This window comes from Devosia soli (assembly GCF_000970455.1).
In the GTDB taxonomy this organism is placed as follows: domain Bacteria; phylum Pseudomonadota; class Alphaproteobacteria; order Rhizobiales; family Devosiaceae; genus Devosia; species Devosia soli.
Window position 1 is genome coordinate 141,667 of sequence record NZ_LAJG01000021.1, and the last position, 19,011, is coordinate 160,677.

14 protein-coding genes are annotated in these 19,011 nt (G+C 61.8%); 4 read left to right on the plus strand and 10 right to left on the minus strand.

Features of this window, described 5'->3' with window-relative positions:
• The first annotated feature begins 164 nt into the window (after window positions 1–164).
• The 4 genes from VW35_RS09700 (at window position 165) to VW35_RS09715 (ending at window position 3,746) form a co-directional block, all read left to right on the plus strand.
• Window positions 165–1,229, plus strand: coding sequence for a PhoH family protein (locus VW35_RS09700; RefSeq protein ID WP_244465870.1), 1,065 nt, complete (start codon window positions 165–167; stop codon window positions 1,227–1,229).
• Between the two features lie 15 nt (window positions 1,230–1,244).
• Window positions 1,245–1,721, plus strand: a complete 477-nt coding sequence (gene ybeY / locus VW35_RS09705; protein WP_152662546.1) for an rRNA maturation RNase YbeY — start codon at window positions 1,245–1,247, stop codon at window positions 1,719–1,721.
• 64 nt (window positions 1,722–1,785) lie between these two features.
• Window positions 1,786–2,823, plus strand: a complete 1,038-nt coding sequence (locus VW35_RS09710) for a hemolysin family protein (RefSeq protein WP_046142845.1) — start codon at window positions 1,786–1,788, stop codon at window positions 2,821–2,823.
• On the plus strand, window positions 2,823–3,746 hold the full coding sequence (locus tag VW35_RS09715) for an acetamidase/formamidase family protein (RefSeq protein ID WP_046142846.1): 924 nt from the start codon (window positions 2,823–2,825) through the stop codon (window positions 3,744–3,746). Before VW35_RS09710 ends, VW35_RS09715 begins: the two co-directional genes overlap by 1 nt.
• Before the next feature lie 119 nt (window positions 3,747–3,865).
• Here the strand turns inward: VW35_RS09715 and VW35_RS09720 are convergent, their stop codons facing one another.
• The 10 genes from VW35_RS09720 to xylB form a co-directional block, all read right to left on the minus strand.
• A complete protein-coding gene (locus VW35_RS09720; protein WP_046142847.1) occupies window positions 3,866–4,432 on the minus strand; it encodes a NifU family protein in 567 nt (188 codons plus the stop codon).
• 89 nt (window positions 4,433–4,521) lie between these two features.
• On the minus strand, window positions 4,522–4,992 hold the full coding sequence (locus VW35_RS09725; RefSeq protein WP_046142848.1) for a universal stress protein: 471 nt from the start codon (window positions 4,990–4,992) through the stop codon (window positions 4,522–4,524).
• A 16-nt stretch (window positions 4,993–5,008) separates the two neighbouring features.
• On the minus strand, window positions 5,009–6,040 hold the full coding sequence (gene trpS / locus VW35_RS09730; protein WP_046142849.1) for a tryptophan--tRNA ligase: 1,032 nt from the start codon (window positions 6,038–6,040) through the stop codon (window positions 5,009–5,011).
• 65 nt (window positions 6,041–6,105) lie between these two features.
• Window positions 6,106–7,668 carry a murein biosynthesis integral membrane protein MurJ gene (gene murJ, locus VW35_RS09735; protein ID WP_046142850.1) on the minus strand — a complete coding sequence of 521 codons (1,563 nt, stop codon included), beginning with the start codon at window positions 7,666–7,668 and terminating at the stop codon, window positions 6,106–6,108.
• Window positions 7,669–7,677: 9 nt separating this feature from the next.
• The gene (locus VW35_RS09740; RefSeq protein ID WP_052951631.1) at window positions 7,678–10,473 is read right to left on the minus strand and encodes a [protein-PII] uridylyltransferase; all 2,796 of its coding nucleotides are present in this window, start codon (window positions 10,471–10,473) and stop codon (window positions 7,678–7,680) included.
• Window positions 10,454–13,168 (minus strand): DNA mismatch repair protein MutS, encoded by a 2,715-nt coding sequence (gene mutS / locus VW35_RS09745; RefSeq protein ID WP_046142851.1) that lies wholly within the window; start codon window positions 13,166–13,168, stop codon window positions 10,454–10,456. Before mutS ends, VW35_RS09740 begins: the two co-directional genes overlap by 20 nt.
• Before the next feature lie 91 nt (window positions 13,169–13,259).
• Window positions 13,260–14,093 carry a DUF2189 domain-containing protein gene (locus tag VW35_RS09750; protein ID WP_046142852.1) on the minus strand — a complete coding sequence of 278 codons (834 nt, stop codon included), beginning with the start codon at window positions 14,091–14,093 and terminating at the stop codon, window positions 13,260–13,262.
• Between the two features lie 169 nt (window positions 14,094–14,262).
• A complete protein-coding gene (locus VW35_RS09755) occupies window positions 14,263–15,897 on the minus strand; it encodes a glycoside hydrolase family 43 protein (protein WP_046142853.1) in 1,635 nt (544 codons plus the stop codon).
• Window positions 15,898–16,160: 263 nt separating this feature from the next.
• A complete protein-coding gene (gene xylA / locus VW35_RS09760; RefSeq protein ID WP_046142854.1) occupies window positions 16,161–17,468 on the minus strand; it encodes a xylose isomerase in 1,308 nt (435 codons plus the stop codon).
• Window positions 17,465–18,928 carry a xylulokinase gene (xylB, locus tag VW35_RS09765; protein WP_046142855.1) on the minus strand — a complete coding sequence of 488 codons (1,464 nt, stop codon included), beginning with the start codon at window positions 18,926–18,928 and terminating at the stop codon, window positions 17,465–17,467. The genes xylA and xylB overlap by 4 nt, the downstream gene beginning before the upstream one ends.
• Window positions 18,929–19,011 lie beyond the last annotated feature (83 nt).

Genomic DNA, 19,011 nt, shown 5'->3' on the forward strand with positions numbered 1-19,011 from the left:
AGCCGAAGTTTGGTAATCTCGGGCTTCGTCCCTATATGTTGGACATGGGCCCGGCGTCATAAAAAATCTACAGACACGGACACCAAATCGTCCTAGCCTCGTTTTGTGTTGGAGCGCGCATATTGCGCCCTCCCTTCGGGAGCCGAGAAAGTTTGAGCAGGCACTTGCCACCCACCGCAGATAACGCCCTCGCATCGCAACTCGAACTCGCCTTTGAAGATAATCGCCTGGCAGCCCAGCTCTACGGCGATTTCGACCAAAACCTTGCCCTCATCGAACAGCGCCTTGCCGTGTCAGCTACGCCACGCGGCAATCATGTGCTGCTTAAGGGCTCGGCCTCCAGGGTCGACCAGGCGCGTCGCGTGCTTGAATCGCTTTATGCCAGCCTTGAGGAAGGCCGCACGGCCGACATCGCCGATGTCGACGCGGTCATCCGCATGGTTGAAACCGAGGATAGCCAGCTCACCCTGCCGACGCTCGAGCGTAAGGGCAAGGTCCGCATGGCCCAGATCGCGACGCGAAAAGCAACGATCGCCGCCCGCACCCCGGCGCAGGACGCCTATATGCGGGCCATGGACCGATCCGAGCTCGTATTCGGCGTCGGCCCCGCCGGTACCGGCAAGACCTATCTCGCCGTCGCGCATGCCGCTTCGCTCTTGGAGCGCGGCGACATCAACCGCATCATTCTTTCGCGTCCGGCCGTCGAAGCCGGCGAGCGCCTGGGTTTCTTGCCGGGCGATATGAAGGACAAGGTCGATCCCTATCTCCGCCCGCTCTATGACGCGCTTTACGACATGATGAAGCCGGAAAACGTCGAGCGCTGCATCACCTCGGGCATCATCGAGGTCGCGCCGCTCGCCTTCATGCGCGGCCGCACGCTCGCCAATTCCGTCGTCATCCTCGATGAGGCGCAAAACACCACATCGATGCAGATGAAGATGTTTTTGACCCGTCTCGGTGAAAATTCGAAGATGATCGTTACCGGCGATCCGACCCAGGTCGACTTGCCGCGGGGCGAGAAGTCCGGGCTTGTCGAGGCGGTCAACCTCCTTGATGGCGTCGAGGGTGTGCACATCTCCCGCTTCGGCGACAAGGACGTCGTGCGCCACGCGCTGGTCGGCCGTATCGTTCGCGCTTACGAGGCCGACACGGCGCGGCGGCTGGCGCAGAAAGAGGGCGATACCACTGGTCTTGCGCGCACTCTCGGCACCATGCCACGCAACGAGTAGCCCATCGTGCCGCCCGTGCCTCCAATTGAAATCGCCGTCATCCGCAATGCGGATGGCTGGCCCGATCATTTCGACGCGCTCGCCGAGCGCGCGGTTCTCGCCGCGATCGAAGGCGCAAAGCCCAAGATCAAGGGCGCGGCCGAGATCTCTATCTTGTTGACCGAAGACGCCGAGCAGCGCGAACTCAATGCCCAATACCGGGGCAAGGATTCTTCGACCAACGTCCTCAGTTTCCCCCAGATCGAGCCCTTCGGGCCGGTCGTCGGCATCCTGGGCGATATCACGCTCGCCCGGGAAACGCTGATCCGCGAGGCGCAAGAGCAGGGCGTTTCCCTCGAAGATCATTTTACTCATCTCGTCGTGCATGGCTTTTTGCACGTTTTGGGCTATGATCATCTGGTAGAGGCGGAAGCCCTTCAGATGGAAGGGCTCGAAACCCAGATATTGGCCGGGCTCGGCATTGCCGATCCCTATGCCGATGAGGCCGTCTGATATCCGGCCTCCCGACTGCATTCTTTTATAAGGACAGCGCGCCGTCCCGAACGGCCTGACACTGATGAACGACACCGATCGTAAGGGTCCCCGGGTCCCCGATAATCCCGAGCCTCCTTCTAGTCCCGCCCCCGCCGAGAAAGCGCGGGGGCCGAGCCTGATCAACCGGCTCAAGTCCATTCTGGCCCTGCGGACCATGTCGCTGCGCGACGATCTGCAGGTGGCGCTCGATGAGAGTGTCAGCGCCGATGGCACCGATTTTACCGAAAGCGAACGCACGATCATCCAGAACGTGTTGAAACTTTCCGGCGTCTCGATCGACGACATCATGGTCGAGCGCTCCGATATCCAGGCTGTCGAGGCCGATATCAATCTAGGCACCCTGATCGCCAAATTCCGCCAGGTCGGCCATTCGCGCCTTCCCGTCTATGAAGACGAACTCGACAAGATCATCGGCTTCATCCACATCAAGGATGCCATGGCCAAGATCACCGAGGCGGTGACCGATCCTGAAAAGGATGTGCCGGTTCGCCTGCTTTCGGCAGCGCTCAAGCAAAAGATCAACAAGCTCGGCATCACGCGCACGGCGATGTTCGTGCCGACCTTCATGCCGGCCGGCGATCTCCTCCAATCGATGCGCGCCTCGCGCGTCCACATGGCGATCGTCGTTGACGAATATGGCGGCACCGATGGTCTCGTGACCATCGAAGACCTGCTCGAAGCCATCGTCGGCAAGATCGAGGACGAGCACGACGAAGCCGTCCGCGCCATGGTGCGCAAGGTGGGCGCCGACACTTATATTGCCAATGCGCGCGCCGAGCTCGATGAGGTTCGGGCTGTGGTGGGCGACGATTTCGACCCGGGTGAGCATGCCGAGGATGTCGAAACCATCGGTGGTCTCGTTTTCGACCTTGCCGGCCATGTGCCGCGCCGGGGCGAGAAGGTGACCGGGCTCGAAGGCTTCGAATTCGAGATTCTGGCCGCCGATGGCCGCCGCATCAAGCGATTGCGCATTCGCCGCAAGCGTCCCGATTCGGACGAGCCGGAAATACTTGCCATCACCGACCAGCGGCCCGAAGACCAGAAGGCGGCGGCCGAATAATGGCAACGCATCGCTTTGCACCGGCAGCCTGGCATAGCGTTCTGGCCAAGCTGCCGGCAGCCCTGCGGGTCGCGGACGGCGATACGGTGATCACCGAAACGATCGACGCTGCGGGCTATGACAAGGACGGCGTCGCCCGTGCGTCGGGCCCCAATCCGATGAACGGCCCGGTCCATGTCGAGGGCGCCGAGCCCGGCGATGTGCTGCAGGTCGATATTGTCCGCATGACACCCATCCGCGCGACCGGCTGGACGCGGGCGGCGCTCGCCGGCAATGTCGTTGATCCGGAGCGCGTCCGCGACTTGCCGCCGCGCGACAGGGCCGACTGGATCATCGACGCCAAAGCCGGCACCGTCCAGTTGAAAGACACTGTTCCCGGGCTGGAACAGCTGATCCTGCCGCTCGAACCGATGATCGGTTGCTTCGGTGTCGCGCCAGCCGGCGGCCATGCCATTTCCACCGCCACCAGCGCCGAAAACGGCGGCAACATGGATTATCGCGGCTTCGGGCCGGGAGCCCGTGTCTGGTTTCCCGTCTTCGAGCCCGGGGCGCTGTTCTTCCTCGGGGATTGCCACGCCATCCAGGGCGATGGCGAAATCGTCGGCACCGGTGTCGAGACCGCCATGGAAGTGGAAGTCCGCTTGAGCCTTCTCAAGGGCCGCAAGCAGGTCTGGCCGCGCGGCGAAACCGGCAAAACGATCTATACCGTGGGCAATGCCCGGCCGCTCGATCAGGCCCTCCAACACGCAACGACCGAAATGTTCGATTGGCTGACCGGCGACTATGGGCTTTCGGCCGTGGCTGCGAGCCATCTCATGGGGCAGGTGGTGCGCTATGAGGTCGGCAACGTGTTCGACCCGGCCTATACCATGGTCTGCCGCATCGAAAAGAAATGGCTGCCCGAAAGTCAAAGGCCCCGATGATCGCTCATCGAGGCCCCTGGCTTGCTGCTTAACTTTTAATGTCCGCCCATTCGAGCATAGCTCTCATGGCTTTGCCCGCTAAAATCGCTCCCCAGGAGCGATTTTGCCGGCGGCCGCGGTTAAACCTGTTGAACCTGTTCAACGCCCGGCACGAAGTGGCGGAGCAGGTTTTCGATGCCGCTTTTGAGAGTGGCGGTCGAAGAGGGGCAACCGGAGCAGGCGCCCTGCATGTGCAGGAACACGGTGCCTTCCTTGAAGCCGCGGAAGATGATGTCGCCGCCATCCATGGCAACGGCCGGACGCACGCGCGTTGCCAGCAATTCCTTGATGACTTCGACCATTTCCTTGTCTTCTTCTTCGAAGAATTCTTCGCCTGCGAATTCATCGACATGGGGCTCGTTCGCGTCGAGGAGAACCGGCTTGCCGGCAAGGAAGTGGTCCATGATCACGCCGAGGATCGCCGGCTTGATATGGGCCCAGTTGGTGTCGTCCTTGGTCACCGAGATGAAATCGGAGCCCAGAAATACGCCGGTCACGCCGGAAATGCCGAAGAGGCTTGCCGCCAGCGGGGAGGCAGCGGCAGCGTCGATCGAGCGGAAATCGCGCGGCTCACCCACGAGCACATCGCGACCCGGCAGGAATTTGAGCGTAGCCGGATTGGGCGTGGCTTCGGTCTGGATGAACATGGATATCGCCTTCACTTAGAACGCTTCTAAAAATAGACAATTACACTCAAGATGCAAGTCTGAAGCAGCAAGAATCTTGCGCCGGGCGATCAGCAGACCGCGATGATCTCCTCGTCGCTCATTCGGCCGGGCACGATGGTGAGCGGAATCGGCAGGGCATGGGCGCGTCCGGCAAAGTGGCTGACAAGCGGGCCGGGGCCTTCGGCCGACTTCGAGGCGGCGAGAACCAGGATGGCGATGTCGTGGTCCTGGTCGATCAACTGCTCGATTTCTTCAGGAGCGCTGCCTTCGCGGATGACGGATTCGGCGCGGACATCGCCGATTTCCTTGATCCGGGCAAGGCGCATGTCGAGATTGCGCTCGGCCTCTTCTACAGCTTCGGCACGCAGCACCTCCTCGACGCCCATGCCGATGAATTCGGGCTTGGGGACGACGGTCACGAGAACGACGGTGCCGCCGGTGCGCTTGGTGCGGAATGCGGCAAAGGTCAGGGCCCGGTCGCATTCCTCGGTTTCATCGATGACGACGAGGAACTTGCGCTTGTATTCGGTATCGTACAAAGGCGCCTCCGAAACGTTAGCGGACAAAACCGACGATGCTGCGCACATCGGCCATGATCGGCTGGGCGATCGCCCGCGCCCGATCGGCGCCGTCGCGCAGGATGCGGTCCATCTCGCCCCTGTCGGAAACGAGACGCTTCATCTCCTCGGCGATAGGCGCCAGGACCGAGACCGAGAGGTCGGCCAGCGCCGGCTTGAAGATGCCCCAGCCCTTGCCGCCAAATTCGGCGAGCACCTGGTCAACGCTTTGATTGGCGAGCGCAGCATAGATGCCGACGAGGTTTTCCGCTTCAGGCCGGCTTTCAAGACCTGCCGCTTCGCTTGGCAGAGGCTCGGCGTCGGAGGTGGCCCGCTTGATCTTCTTGGCGATGAGGTCGGCGTCGTCCATCATATAGATGGTGGCAAGGTCCGAGGATTCGGACTTGCTCATCTTTTTTGATCCATCCTTGAGCGACTTGACGCGCATGGCCGGACCGGTCGCCAGTGTTTCGGTGATCGGGAAGAAGCCATCCTCGAAGCCTGCTGCAGCAATCTGCTTGGCAAAATCGTGGTTGAATTTTTTGGCGATATCGCGCGTCAGCTCAAGGTGCTGGCGCTGGTCTTCGCCTACCGGCACGGCCGTCGCCTTGTAAAGCAGGATATCGGCCGCCATCAGCGAGGGATAGGCGAAAAGCCCAAGCGAGACCTGTTCGCTGTTTTCTCCGGCCTTGTCCTTGAACTGGGTCATGCGGGCCATCCAGCCCATGCGCGCGACGCAGTTTAACACCCAGCTCAGTTCGGCGTGCTCGACGACCTGGCTCTGGTTGAAGATGATCGATTTTTTCGGGTCGACGCCCGCCGCGATATAGGCGGCGGCGATCTCATAGGTCCAGCGCTTGAGGTCTTCAGGGTCCTGCCAGACGGTGATCGCATGCATGTCGACGACGCAATAAATGGTCTCATGCGTGTCCTGAAGCGGCACGAAGCGGCGAATCGCGCCGAGATAATTGCCGAGATGCAGATCGCCCGATGGCTTGATGCCCGAAAAGACGCGGGGAGTGAAGGACATGGAACAACGCCTGGAAGGAATACAGTGGCGCTCGTTTTATACGGGCGCACCGCGATTGAAAACCATCACCGGCTGCGGCGCAGGCGGCGGAGCAGAAGTCCGAGACGCTGCGTGCCGGTGACGTGAAGGAGGGTAAAGTAGAAGACGACACCATAGGCGATCAAGACGCCGACGACCAATGCCTGCCGCCAGAGGGGCGCGCCCGAGGCGATGTGGTGAGCGCCCTGGCCGGCAAGAACGGCTAATGTCAGCCCCATCATGGCACTGATGAGGACGATCATGATGTGGCCCCACCATTGGCTGCGGCGGAGGGAAAAGTGCCCGCGGATGGCGAGCGTTGCTGCCAGAAGCGCGACGTTGATCCAGGAGGAAGCGGCCGTCGCAATGGCAATGCCGACATGAAGCAGGCTGGGAAACAGCCAGAAGGATATTCCGATATTGGCGGCAACGCTGATGCCGGCAAATAGGGTGGGCGTTACCGTATCTTCGCGGGCGAAAAAGCCCGGCTGCAGAACCCGGATCAACACATAGGCGGGGAGGCCCACGGCAAAGGCGATCAGCGCCTGGGCCGTCTGTTGGGTCGCCAGGGCATCGAACTGGCCCCGCTCGAAGAGGAGACGCACGATCGGCTCTGCCATGCCGATCAGAGCGGCAGCAGCCGGCATGGTCAGCAGCATGGCCAAAAACAGCGATTGCTCCTGGCTTGCCAGCGCCTCGGCCTCCCGGCCGCCTTTGAGGTGCCGGCTGAGTTCGGGCAGGAGCACCGTGCCGATGGCGATGCCGATAATGCCGAGCGGCAATTGATAGAGGCGATCGGCATAGGAAAGGATCGAGATCGTGCTATCGGCACCCGAGGCGATGATGGTGCCGACGAAAATATTGATCTGGGTGATGCCGCCCGTCAGGATCGCGGGGATGGCCAGCACCCAGAAGCGGCGCACTTCTGGATCGAACCGCGGCAGGCGGAAGGACGGCCGGAAGCCGCTGCGCTCGATGGCCACCCAGACGAGCCAGAGCTGGGCGATGCCGCCGAGCATGGTGGCGATAGCGACCCAGAAGGTGGCGCTTTCCGGCTCCTGCACCCAAAAGCTCGCGAGCGGCACGAGGGCGGCGATATTGACGATGTTGAGCAGAACGGGCGCAAAAGCAGCGGCAAAGAAGCGGCCGAGCGAATTAAGAATTGCTCCATAGGCCGCCATCAGCGACATGCAGGCGAGATAGGGGAACATGATCCGCGTCAGCATGACCGTCAGGTCGAACTTTTCCTTGTCGTCCACGAAGCCGGGGACGAAGGCGACCATGATCTGCGGCATGAAGATTTCGACGAGAATGGTCACGACGACGAGCATGGCGACAAGCCAGCTCATGACCCGCGCTGCTAAGAGCTTTGCCCCGTCTTCGCCCTGCTGTTCGAGTGCGCCCGAAAACATCGGCACGAAGGCGGTATTGAAGGCGCCTTCGGCAAACAGCCGGCGGAAGAGGTTGGGAAAGCGGAAGGCAGCGTTGAAGGCGTCTGCCGCCGGGCCCACGCCGAGCACGGCCGCCATCAGCGCGTCGCGGACGAGACCGAAGACGCGGCTGAGCAGCGTCCAGGCGCCGACAGAGAAGAAATTGCGAAAAAGGCTCACGGCCGAAGGTCAGGCATTCGCCGCCTTCTTCTCCTCGGGTCGTTCGAACACATCCATCAGGGCATCGTGAATCTTGCGCTGCCGCTGTTTCACGTGAATCTTCTGTCCAGTGAGATCGGTGACGTAGAAAACGTCGACGGCCTTTTCGCCATACGTGCCGATATGGGCCGAGCCGATGGTCAGGCTGAGATCGGAGATTTGCCGGGTCAGGGCATAAAGAAGGCCGATGCGATCAAGGCCAGAGACCTCGATGACGGTGAATTTTTCCGAGATGGCGTTGGACACCGAAACCTGCGCCGGCAGCGCAAAGGGTTTCAGCCTTCGGTTGTGGCGCGATTCCTTGCCGAGATCGATCAGCACCGTGCGCTTGCCCTGGAGCAGCTGCTTGACCGTATCGATGATACGGGTGGCCCGCACCTTTTCGTCTTCGTCGGAGGTGAAGGAGCGGCGGAGCCTGAACGTGTCGATGGCGCGGCCATCGCGGGTCGAAAATATCTGCGCGCCGATGATGGAGGCATCCTGCATGGTGCAGGCGCCGGCAATCAGGGAAAGAAGGCGCGGGTGGTCGGGCACATAGAAGCTGACTTCGGTAATGCCCTCGAAGGCCTTGACCCGGATCGAGCCGGCAAAGGGGAGGTTTGCCTCGTCGGCCTGACGGATCATCCGGGCATGCTCGATCTGCAGCTCGGGCTCGGCGCGCAGCCAGTAATGGTCGTAGTGCCGGGCGGTATAGGTTTCGATCTCTTCCGGCGTCCACTTGGTGAGCGCCCGGGACAGCGCGTCCTTGGCCACCTGCACGCGATCGGAATGGCTGACCTGCGAATGGCCGCCCGAGAGCAGCGGTTCGGTCGCATAATAGAGCGCGCGAAGCAGAGAACCCTTCCAGCCGGTCCAGGTACCGGGGCCTACCGCGCGGATATCGCAGGCGGTCAAAATCATCAGCAGCGCGAGCCGCTGCGGGGATTGGACGACATCGGCAAAAGCCTTGGCCGTCTCGGGATCCTGGATGTCGCGCGCCTGGGCGATCTCGCTCATCAAGAGGTGATATTCGATGAGCCAGGAGACCGTATCGGTCTCGGCCGGCGTCAAACCGAAACGCGGGCAGAGTTTGCGCGCAATGCGCATTCCTGCGATCGAATGATCTTCGGGCCGCCCCTTGGCGATGTCGTGGAGGAAAAGCGCGACATAAAGCAGGCGCGTATCGTTGAGCTGCGGCAGCAATTCATGGGTCAGCGGCAGTTCCTGGCGGAGGCCGCCATTGGCGATATCAGCCATGACGCCAACGGAGCGGATCAGATGCTCGTCCACCGTATAATGGTGATACATATTGAACTGCATCAGGGCGACGATCTTGCCGAAATCGGGCACGAATTTTCCGAGGACGCCACTCTCGTTCATCTGACGGAGGATACGCTCGACATAAAGCGGACTCGTCAGGATGGTCAGGAAATGGGCATTGGCCTTGGCGTCGTGTCGTAGCTTGTTGTCGATGAGCCTGAGGCTATCGCGGATGTGCTTGATGGCGTCGGGATGGAAGAGCAGCTCCTCGCGCCCCGCGACCATGAACATGCGGATCAGGTTGACCGGATCTTTTTCGAAGACATCGGGCGCCGTGATGTTGAGCCGGCCGGTATCGACGATGAAATCGGTTTCGCCCTTTATCTTGGATTTGCCCGCCCGGAATGGGGCCAGCACGCGCCCGACAAGGTCCATGTCCTTGGCGTGGTGGAATTCGAGGCTGGCGCAGATGATGCGCGTCAGGTCGCCCACGTCCTTGGCGACGAGGAAATAACGCTTCATGAAGCGCTCTACGCCGAGCATGCCGATACGCTCGGCATAGCCCATGCGGCGCGCGAGATCGGGCTGCACGTCGAAGGTCAGCTTTTCCTCGGCGCGGCCGGTGACATAGTGCAGGTGACAGCGCACCGCCCAGAGGAAATCCTCGGCCCGCTGGAAGAGGCGATATTCCGCGTCGGTCAGGACTTTCTTGGCCACCAGCTCATGGCTGGTCTTGACCTGATAAAAGTACTTGCCGATCCAGAAGAGCGTGTTGAGATCGCGCAGACCTCCCTTGCCGTCCTTGATATTGGGCTCGACGACATAGCGGGTATTGCCCATCAGGCGATGGCGCTCGTCGCGCTCGGCCATCTTGGCGGCGATGAATTCGGGGCCCGTCTTGGGCATGATCTCGGTTTCGAAGCGCTTGACGAGATTGTTGAAAAGCGTGCGATCCCCGATCAGGAACCGCGCCTCGAGCGTTGCGGTGCGCACCGTCATATCGGCGCGCGCCATGCGGATGCATTCATCGACCGAACGGACCGCGTGGCCGACCTTCTGGCCAAGGTCCCAAAGCATATAAAGGATATATTCGGTGACCTGTTCGCCCCAGGGGGTCTGCTTGTAGGGCAGAATGAAGAGGAGATCGATATCCGAGCCCGGCGCCAGCGTCCCCCGGCCATAGCCGCCAACGGCAGAAAGCGCGATGGCTTCGGCGCCCGAGGGATTATCGACCGGATAGACGCGCGTCGTTGCAAAGAGATAGACCGCGGCGATGATCTCGTCCTGCGCCGCAGAGAGATTTTCAGCGCAGCGCGTGCCCTTGTTGGTGGCGAGGAGTTCGGCTTCCGCGCTCTTGCGCGCCTCGGCCAGGGTCTGGCGCATATGGGCGAGCACCGCCATGCGGATGGCAGGGGTCTTGGCCGGCTGGTCGCCGACGATAGCATCGAGTTCGGCCAGAATGACCGGCGAAGTCTTGAGCGCAAATTGCGCTTTTCGCGGCTTGGCTTCAGCGTCGGCGAGCGTCATCGCGTAATTTCTTCAATTCGTAGAGTGTCTCGATGGCTTGCTTGGGAGTCATGTCGTCGGGGCGGACGGCGTCGAGCACTTCGTGAATGGGGTCCTTGCTTTTTGGCGCCGGGGCAGGCTGATGCGCAAAAAGTGGCAGATCGTCTAGCACGCTGGCCTTATCCTTGGAAGACGCCGTACCAACCGAGCGCTGCTCGAGGATATCGAGCACCTGCCTGGCGCGGGCAATCACCGGGTCGGGGAGGCCAGCGAGGCGCGCCACCTGGATGCCATAGGACCGGTCAGCCGCGCCGGGGCCGACTTCGTGGAGAAAGACCACATCGCCTTCCCATTCGCGCACCTTCATCGTGACATTGGCGACGCGGGTGAGCGTCTTTGCAAGGCTGGTCAATTCATGGAAGTGGGTGGCAAAGAGCGCGCGGCACCCGGTCGTTTCATGCAGCGCCTCGACCGAAGCCCAGGCGATGGATAACCCGTCAAAGGTTGCCGTACCGCGCCCGATCTCGTCGAGGACGACCAGCGAGCGGCGCGTCGCGCGATTGAGAATGGCTGCGGTTTCGACCATTTCGACCATGAAGGTCGAGCGGCCATGGGCAATATCGTCCGAAGCGCCGACGCGGGAAAAGAGCCGATCGACCACCCCGATATGCGCACTTTCAGCCGGCACGAAGCAGCCCATCTGCGCAAGGATGGCGATCAGTGCATTCTGTCGCAAAAAAGTGGACTTACCGCCCATATTGGGGCCGGTCACCAACCATAGCTTGCCCCCGCCGATCTCGTCGCTGCCCGAGAGGTCGGCATCATTGGCCACAAAGCTCTGGCCTTCTGCCCGCACCATTTGCTCCACGACCGGATGGCGCCCGCCGACGATGGCGAAAGCAAGGCTGTCATCGACCTGTGGCCGGCAATAAAAGCGCGTGGCGGACACTTCCGCGAGAGCGGCGGCAACGTCGAGTTCGGCAAGCGCGTCGGCCAAGGCCTGAAGTTCGCCGGTCTGCGCCAAAACATCGGCCCGAAGACGGGAAAAAATGCCCAGTTCGATTTCAAGCGCCGCCTCATGCGCCTTGGCGATCCGACCTTCGAGTTCGGCCAGTTCGGTTGTCGTAAACCGCATCGCATTGGCCAGCGTCTGGCGGTGAATGAAGACATCCCGATGAGGAGCTTCGAGGAGTTTCTGGCCGTGGCTGGCCGGCACTTCGACGAAATAGCCGAGAACGCCGTTGTGCTTGATCTTGAGCGAGCGGACGTCGGTCTCGTCCATCAGCCGGGCCTGGAGCGCTGCCACCACGGCGCGCGTTTCCGAGCCGAGCGCCCGCTCTTCGTCAAGTCTTGCGTCATAGGCCGCCCGCACGAAGCCGCCGTCGCGCGAGAAAAGCGGCAGATCGTCGTCGAGCGCGATGCTCAGTTCGGAGGCGAGCGATCGGGGCGCGGCGCCGAGGATTTTTGCGAGGCGCGTCAGGGCAGGCGGCAGGGAAGGCTGGCTGGAAAGATCTTCAGCCAATTCGAGCGCAGCCGCCACGGCCTTGCCGATAGCGGCAAGATCGCGCGGCCCACCGCGTTCGAGCGCCAGGCGAGAAAGAGCCCGCGCAAGGTCGGGCGCAGCCTTGAGATCGCTGCGTAACCGCATGCGGAGCAGGGAATCCGCCACAAGACGCTCAACCGCGTCGAGCCGGGCATTGATCTCGCCAGCCTGGCGCAGCGGGGCCGCGAGACGGTTGGCGAGAAGGCGCGCACCCGGCGCAGTAACCGTCAGGTCGATAGACTGGCGCAAGGAGCCGCGCGCCATGCCGCGTTGGGTCTGGAGGATTTCCAAGCTCGCGCGTGTGGCTGCGTCGATCGCCATGACTGCGTCGCTCGCCTGCAGCATCGGCGCGCGCAGTGGCGCGGTGCGGCCCTTCTGGCTCTGGTCGACATAGCCGACAAGGGCGCCCATCGCCGACCGGCCCGCTCGAGAAAGGGCGGTCGGATCGAAAATCGCGGCAGGAAAAGCCCGCCGGAGAACCTGCAAGGCCACTTCGCTGTCGGCGGCTTCGGGCGCAATCGTCGATGCGATCGTGGCCCAGGCCGGCGCGAAAAGGTGAAGATCGACCAGAGCCTGCCGCGTGACGTCGGTCAGCAGCAATTCAGCTGGCGCAATACGAGCCAGCTCGTCGGCCAATCGCTCGGCCGGAAGATCGGCGACAAAGGTCTCGCCGGTCGAAATATCGGCCCAAGCAAGGGCGAAATCGGTTTCGCCATGGCGCACCATGGCGAGCGCGGCAAGATAATTGGCCGAGCGGGCATCGAGGTGATCGTCCTCGGTCAGCGTCCCCGGGGTGACGAGGCGCACGACGTCGCGCTTCACCACCGATTTCGAACCACGTTTCTTGGCTTCGGCCGGGTCTTCCACTTGCTCGCAGATGGCGACGCGGTGGCCCAATTTTATGAGCTTGTTGAGATAGTCATTGGCCGCATGGATCGGCACACCGCACATCTGGATATCTTCACCCAGATGCTTGCCGCGCTTGGTCAGAACAATACCTAGGGCAGCGCTGGCGATCTCGGCGTCCTCGAAGAAGAGCTCATAGAAATCGCCCATGCGGTAAAACAGCAGATAGCCCGGATTGACTGCCTTGATCTCGAAATACTGCGCCATCATCGGCGTCAGCGCGGCGCTGACGGCGCTGGTCTGGGCCTCGATAGGGATTTGGTCCATGGGCTCGGGCAAGTCGGGGCAAACGAAGCCGGGAGATTAGGGCCTTGTGGTTAAGAAGCCAACTCCTCCGCTCCGGCTTTGCCCCGATGTTTCATGCAGCCTTGCCATGAGCCATGTCGCGGATCATGGAGGCATCGGCGATCGTCAGCCGATAAAGGTGCCAGGTGGCGTGGCCAAGAATGGGCAGGATGACGGCCAGACCGACAAACAATGTCAGCGCCCCTAAAAACACCGAAATCCCCACGATCAGGCCCCAGGCGAGCATCGGCACGAAATTATGCATGACGGCGCGGAAGGAGGTTTCGACGGCGACATAGGCGCCGACATCCCGATCGAGCAAGAGCGGGAACGCAACCACAGTTGTTGCGAGCACGATCAAGGCAAACCCGGCCCCGATGGCAGTGCCGACAATGGCAAGGGTCATGCCGCCCGGCTCGGCAAAGACCTGGCTGAACATCGCGCCGAATGTTTGCGGCGGAGACGAGCCGAAAAGGCCCTCGTAAAGCGCCTGGGCACTGGTCAGCCATAGGGTGAACAACACAAAAAGCATCACACCTACGACAACGATGCTGCCTATTGCCGGGGAATGGAGGACACTCAGGGCATCCCGCCAGGATGGCTCCTCACCCCGTTCGCGGCGACGCGAGATTTCGTAGAGCGGCAAGGCGGCAATCGGGCCGATGAGGGCAAAGCCGCCGATCAGCGGATAGAGCAGGGGCCAGGTGTGGAAGCCGTTCATCCAGACGGTCAGCACGATGCCGACGATCGGATAGATCACCATCAGCAAGAGATAGTGGCTGGGCTTGGCCCAGAAATCCTCGGCGCCGCGCCGGAGTGCGGTTGCAAGATCGTTCAGGTGGATGGTTTTGATAACCGGGAAATCCAGCTTGTCGCCGGCGCCGGCAATCAGATGTATATGGGCCATGGCAAATCCTCCTCGACAGGGAGGCCGCAGACACGGCGTGTTGCGCATATCCGGCGCGAGACGCAGAACCTGCGACCGCTAACCTGTGGGAGCCTACGCCCCAGGCGGGAGCTTGTCGCCCCCGCACAGGAAATCGTGATCAGACGGGGATCTTATGCCAGCATAGGAGCTAGTTGGCCTTGCCCATTAGGCTATCGACCTCATAGCGGTCGGAGGGATCGTGTTGGGGCCGATAGGTGAAATAATCGAAGTCGGCGGGGCTGGCGGTGCCGTTAAGATCGTGAGCGGCGACGCCGACGAAGGCGCCGGTAAAGCTGCCATGGGCCTGATGCCCACCGCATTCGTCTGAAAGGATCGAAGCGTCGAGCACCGGGCCGATGGGCTGCAGGTCCTGGCCTTCAACAGCGTAGAAGAACTGCAAGGCGCGGCCGCGGATCGTTAGGGCAAGCTTGATCTTGCCTTCATTGGGGATTTGGACCGGATCGGCGGGGAAGCGCAGCTTTCCATCGGGCCAGCTCATTTCCGAGGACATGAGCAGCAGTTCGCGCTGACCATCGGCATGGGCGGTGACGGCGAGATAGAAGAAATTGTAACGCGAATAGTAGGCCGTGAGGCCCGCCATGGTGCGCTCGTCGGTGGCGCGAAAATCGACCACGGTCTCGGCATCATAGGAAAAATGCGTCTGGCGGCGCGCAACGAGCGCCTGTTCGAACCAGGAGCCGATGGATTCGCGGCCAAAGAGACGCAGCTTGCCGTTTTCCGTCGAGAAGATTCGCTCGGTTTCGGGCGTGCGGAGCCACTGGAAATCCTTGTGGAGGCCGTTTCCAAAGGTGTAGCGCTGCTCGGCCCAATATTTTTGCTCGTCGCGCGTGCCGGGGACCTCGACATGGAGGGACGGCACTGGGCCGTTTTTCACATAGAGCCAGTCGTCGTCGCCCCAATAGGCTTCCTGGATCGAGGTTTCGCGGCCAAGCACGCAGCGGCGTTCCTGGGTGGTCGGGCGGCCGCCGAGATGGACGAGATAGGTCTTGCCGTCGGGCGTATCGACAATATCGCCATGACCGGCGCGCTGGATGGCGGCGAGTGGCGCATCTTTGCTGGTCAGGATGTGCTTATCGGGATGGGTCTCGTATTGGCCCATCAGCGTGCGCGAGCGGGCAAAGGTGCAGGCATGGTCATAGGCCGTGCCGCCTTCGGCGGTGAGGAGATAATACCAACCGTTGCGCTTATAGATATGCGGACCTTCGACGAGCTTGAGGTCGGTGCCCTTGTAGATGTTGGTGATCGGGCCCACGAGCTTTTCGGCGACCGGATCGAATTCCTGGATGACGATGCCCGAGAACAGCAGCGGCCGGACCCGGTGGTCCCAGGTCATGTTGACGAACCACTTCTTCCCGTCGTCATCATGGAAGAGGCTCGGGTCGAAGCCGGAAGAATTGGTATAGATCGGGTCGGACCAGGGGCCTTCGATCGTGTCGGCCCAGACGATGTAATTGTGCGCGTCCTTGAACGAACCGTCCTTGCGCTTGACGTCGGTATAAACCAGCCAGAACTTTTCGCCGTCATGCGTCAGGCATGGCGCCCATACGCCGCATGAATCTGGATCGCCGCGCATGTCGAGCTGGGTTTTCCGGTTCAGCGGGCGGGTAACCAGCTCCCAATTTGCGAGATCCCTGGAGTGATGGATCTGCACGCCCGGGAACCATTCGAAGGTTGAGGTCGCGATATAATAGTCGTCGCCGACGCGGAGAATGGAGGGGTCCGGGTTGAATCCGGGGAGGATGGGATTGGTGATTTGCGGCATGGGTGAGCCTCTTGAGTCTATGACGACCTCCGCACCTTCCACACCGTCATCACCGGGCTTGTCCCGGTGATCCATGCTTCAGCGTACGCGGTAAGGTGGATTGCCGGGACAAGCCCGGCAATGACGATCAACGGAACCAAAGCGCGCAGGGTTCTTTCCGCGCATGCTGCGCGATCGGCAAGATCGCGGACCCTCACCAGTCTCGGCCAGCGGCCGATCCACCCTCTCCCACAAGGGGAGAGGGGAGGGCTTCAGCAGGTGCGTCAGACGAACCGATTGACCAGGTTTTCGAGATATTCCTGGCGGCCAGACTTGGGCTGCGGGTTGATGCTTTCGGCCTCTACCTTGGCCGCGATATCAGCCAGGCTCAGCTTGCCGCCGAGGATGTCCGCGCCGAGGCCGGACTTCCAGCCGGCGTAGCGATCGTCGAGCATCTTGTCGAACTCACCGTCTTCGATGAGCGCGGCAGCGCCCTTGAGGCCGCGGGCGAGGGTATCGAGGCCGAGGATGTGACCATGCAGCAGATCGGCCGGATCGAGCGACTGGCGGCGCACCTTGGCGTCAAAATTGAAGCCGCCCTTTCCGAGGCCGCCTTGCTTCAAGATGTAATAAAAGGCCAGCGCCATTTCGCCGGGAACGTTGGGGAAATGGTCGGTATCCCAGCCCGACTGCAGGTCGTTGCGGTTGGCGTCGACCGAGCCGAGCATGCCGAGCGAAGAGGCGACAGCCAGCTCGTGCTCGAAGGAGTGACCGGCGAGGAAGGCATGGCCGACCTCGATATTGCACTTCACCTTCTTTTCAAGACCATACTTCTGCAGGAAGCCGTAAACCGTCGCGACGTCGTAGTCGTACTGGTGCTTCGATGGTTCCTGAGGCTTTGGTTCGATCAGGATCTGGCCCTTGAAGCCGATCTTTTCGGCGTGCTCGATGACCAGCGTCAGAAAGCGGGCCATCTGGTCCTGTTCCTGCCCGATCTTGGTGTTGAGCAGGGTTTCATAGCCCTCGCGGCCGCCCCAGAGCACATAGTTCTCGCCACCCAGTTCATGGGTCAGCTCGAGCACGGTTTTCACCTGGCCGGCTGCATAGGCAAAGACCGTAGGATCGGGATTGGTCGCGGCACCCGCCATATAGCGGCGGTTCGAGAAGAGGTTGGCCGTGCCCCAGAGGAGTTTTTTGCCTGATTCCTGCATCTTCTGAGCGATGATATCGCCGATGACGCGGAGGTTCTTGTTGGATTCCTCGAGCGTTGCGCCTTCAGGGGCGACGTCCACATCGTGGAAGGCAAAGAAAGGCACGTCGATGAGATTAAAAAATTCGAAGGCGACTTCGGCCTTGAGCTTGGCGCCTTCAAGACCCTTGTCGAACCAGGGACGATCAAAGGTCCGGCCGCCAAACGGGTCGCCGCCCTCCTGGGCAAAGGTGTGCCAGTAGGCGATGGCCGGGCGGATATGGTCTTCCATCCGCTTGCCGGCGATCATTTCGTCCTTGTTGTAGTGGCGATAGGCGAGAGCGTTCTTGCTCTGCGGGCCTTCATACTTGACCTGGCTCAGGCCCTTGAAAAAATCACTCACGAACGTGCCTCCTCGATGGCGGGGTAGAGTGCGCGGTAGCGCGCATATTGATCGGAATAGGCGGCCGACAGATTCTTGTCGGGCGCAATGGTGGTCTTGATCGGCGGCATAGCCATAACGTCGGCGGGCTTGGCGCCTTCGGCAGCGCAAAGGCCGAGCCGGGCCGCGCCCAGCGCACCGCCGAAATCGCCGTCCTCGGGGAGGGCGATTTCCATGTCGAGATTGGTCGCCAGCATTTTGAGCCACAGCGCTGACCTGGAGCCACCGCCGACGGCCAGGAGGCGATTGATCGAGGTGCCGGCATCGGCCAGCACGCGCTGGCAATCGCGCATGGCGAAGGTGACGCCTTCCATGACGGCCTGGGCCATCTGGGCGGTGTCGGTCGATTGGCTGAGCCCGGTGAAGGAACCGCGGGTGCCGGCATTGTTGTGCGGCGTGCGTTCGCCCGACAGATAGGGCAGGAAGATGGCTTCCCCCGGCCCTTTGAACTGGGCTTCGGCTTCACCCGAAAGCTCGGCCTGTTTCTTGCCGGTGATGCGCGAGAGCCAGTTGAGCGAATCGGTCGCCGAAAGGATGACGCCCATCTGGTGCCAGGTCTCGGGGATGGCATGGCAGAAGGCGTGAACGGCGCCCTCGGTATTGGGGCTGAACTTTTCGTTCGAGACGAAAAGCACGCCCGAGGTGCCGAGCGAGACAAAGCCCTCGCCGGGGCGAATGGCGCCGATGCCGCAGGCGGCCGCGGCATTGTCGCCCGCGCCACCAGCAACGATCACCGCGCCATCCATGCCCCAGCGATGCGCGAGTTCGCGCTTCAATTGCGCCGAAGGGGCAGACCCTTCCACGAGGCGCGGCATGTGATCGCGGGTGAGACCCGTGACCCCGAGAAGCTCGTCGGACCAATCGCGCTTGGCGACATCGAGCCAGAGCGTGCCGGCGGCATCAGACATGTCTTCGACATGTTCGCCCGTCAGCAGCAGCCGGACATAGGCCTTGGGCAGCAGGACCTTTTCAATTTTGTCGTAGATGGCCGGCTCATGCTTGCGCACCCATGCGATCTTCGGCGCGGTAAAGCCCGGCATGGCGATATTGCCGGCAAGCTGACGGAGGTTCGGAAGCGCGGCTTCCATTTCAAGGCATTCGGCGGCCGAGCGGCCGTCGTTCCACAAAATGCAGGGGCGGAGGACTTCGTCGTTCTTGCCGAGCAGCGTCGCGCCATGCATATGGCCCGAAAGCCCAATGCCGCGTACGGCAGCCAGTTCGCTTGGATGCAAGGCCTTGAGCTTGTCGATCGCAGCGAGCGTTGCCGTCCACCAGTCGGTCGGGTTCTGTTCGGACCAGCCGGTCTGCGGACGCACGGGCTCGACTGCTGGCGCCGAGGCTTCGCCGAGCGCGCGCCCATGCTCGTCGATCAGCAGCGCCTTGACCCCGGACGTGCCGATATCAATGCCGAGATAGGTCATGAGGCACGTACCTCAAACTTGAGATTGCAAATCACCGGATCGTCCTCCCGCCCGTTTTCGGGCCCGCCCTCTTTTGAATGGCG

Coding starts and splice junctions, on each gene's coding strand:
- VW35_RS09710 (WP_046142845.1), top strand. CDS start 1,786: ATGAACGACACCGATCGTAAGGGTCCCCGGGTCCCCGATAATCCCGAG.
- VW35_RS09715 (WP_046142846.1), top strand. CDS start 2,823: ATGGCAACGCATCGCTTTGCACCGGCAGCCTGGCATAGCGTTCTGGCC.
- VW35_RS09720 (WP_046142847.1), bottom strand. CDS start 4,432: ATGTTCATCCAGACCGAAGCCACGCCCAATCCGGCTACGCTCAAATTC.
- trpS (WP_046142849.1), bottom strand. CDS start 6,040: ATGTCCTTCACTCCCCGCGTCTTTTCGGGCATCAAGCCATCGGGCGAT.
- VW35_RS09740 (WP_052951631.1), bottom strand. CDS start 10,473: ATGACGCTCGCCGACGCTGAAGCCAAGCCGCGAAAAGCGCAATTTGCG.
- mutS (WP_046142851.1), bottom strand. CDS start 13,168: ATGGACCAAATCCCTATCGAGGCCCAGACCAGCGCCGTCAGCGCCGCG.
- VW35_RS09750 (WP_046142852.1), bottom strand. CDS start 14,093: ATGGCCCATATACATCTGATTGCCGGCGCCGGCGACAAGCTGGATTTC.
- VW35_RS09755 (WP_046142853.1), bottom strand. CDS start 15,897: ATGCCGCAAATCACCAATCCCATCCTCCCCGGATTCAACCCGGACCCC.
- xylB (WP_046142855.1), bottom strand. CDS start 18,928: ATGACCTATCTCGGCATTGATATCGGCACGTCCGGGGTCAAGGCGCTG.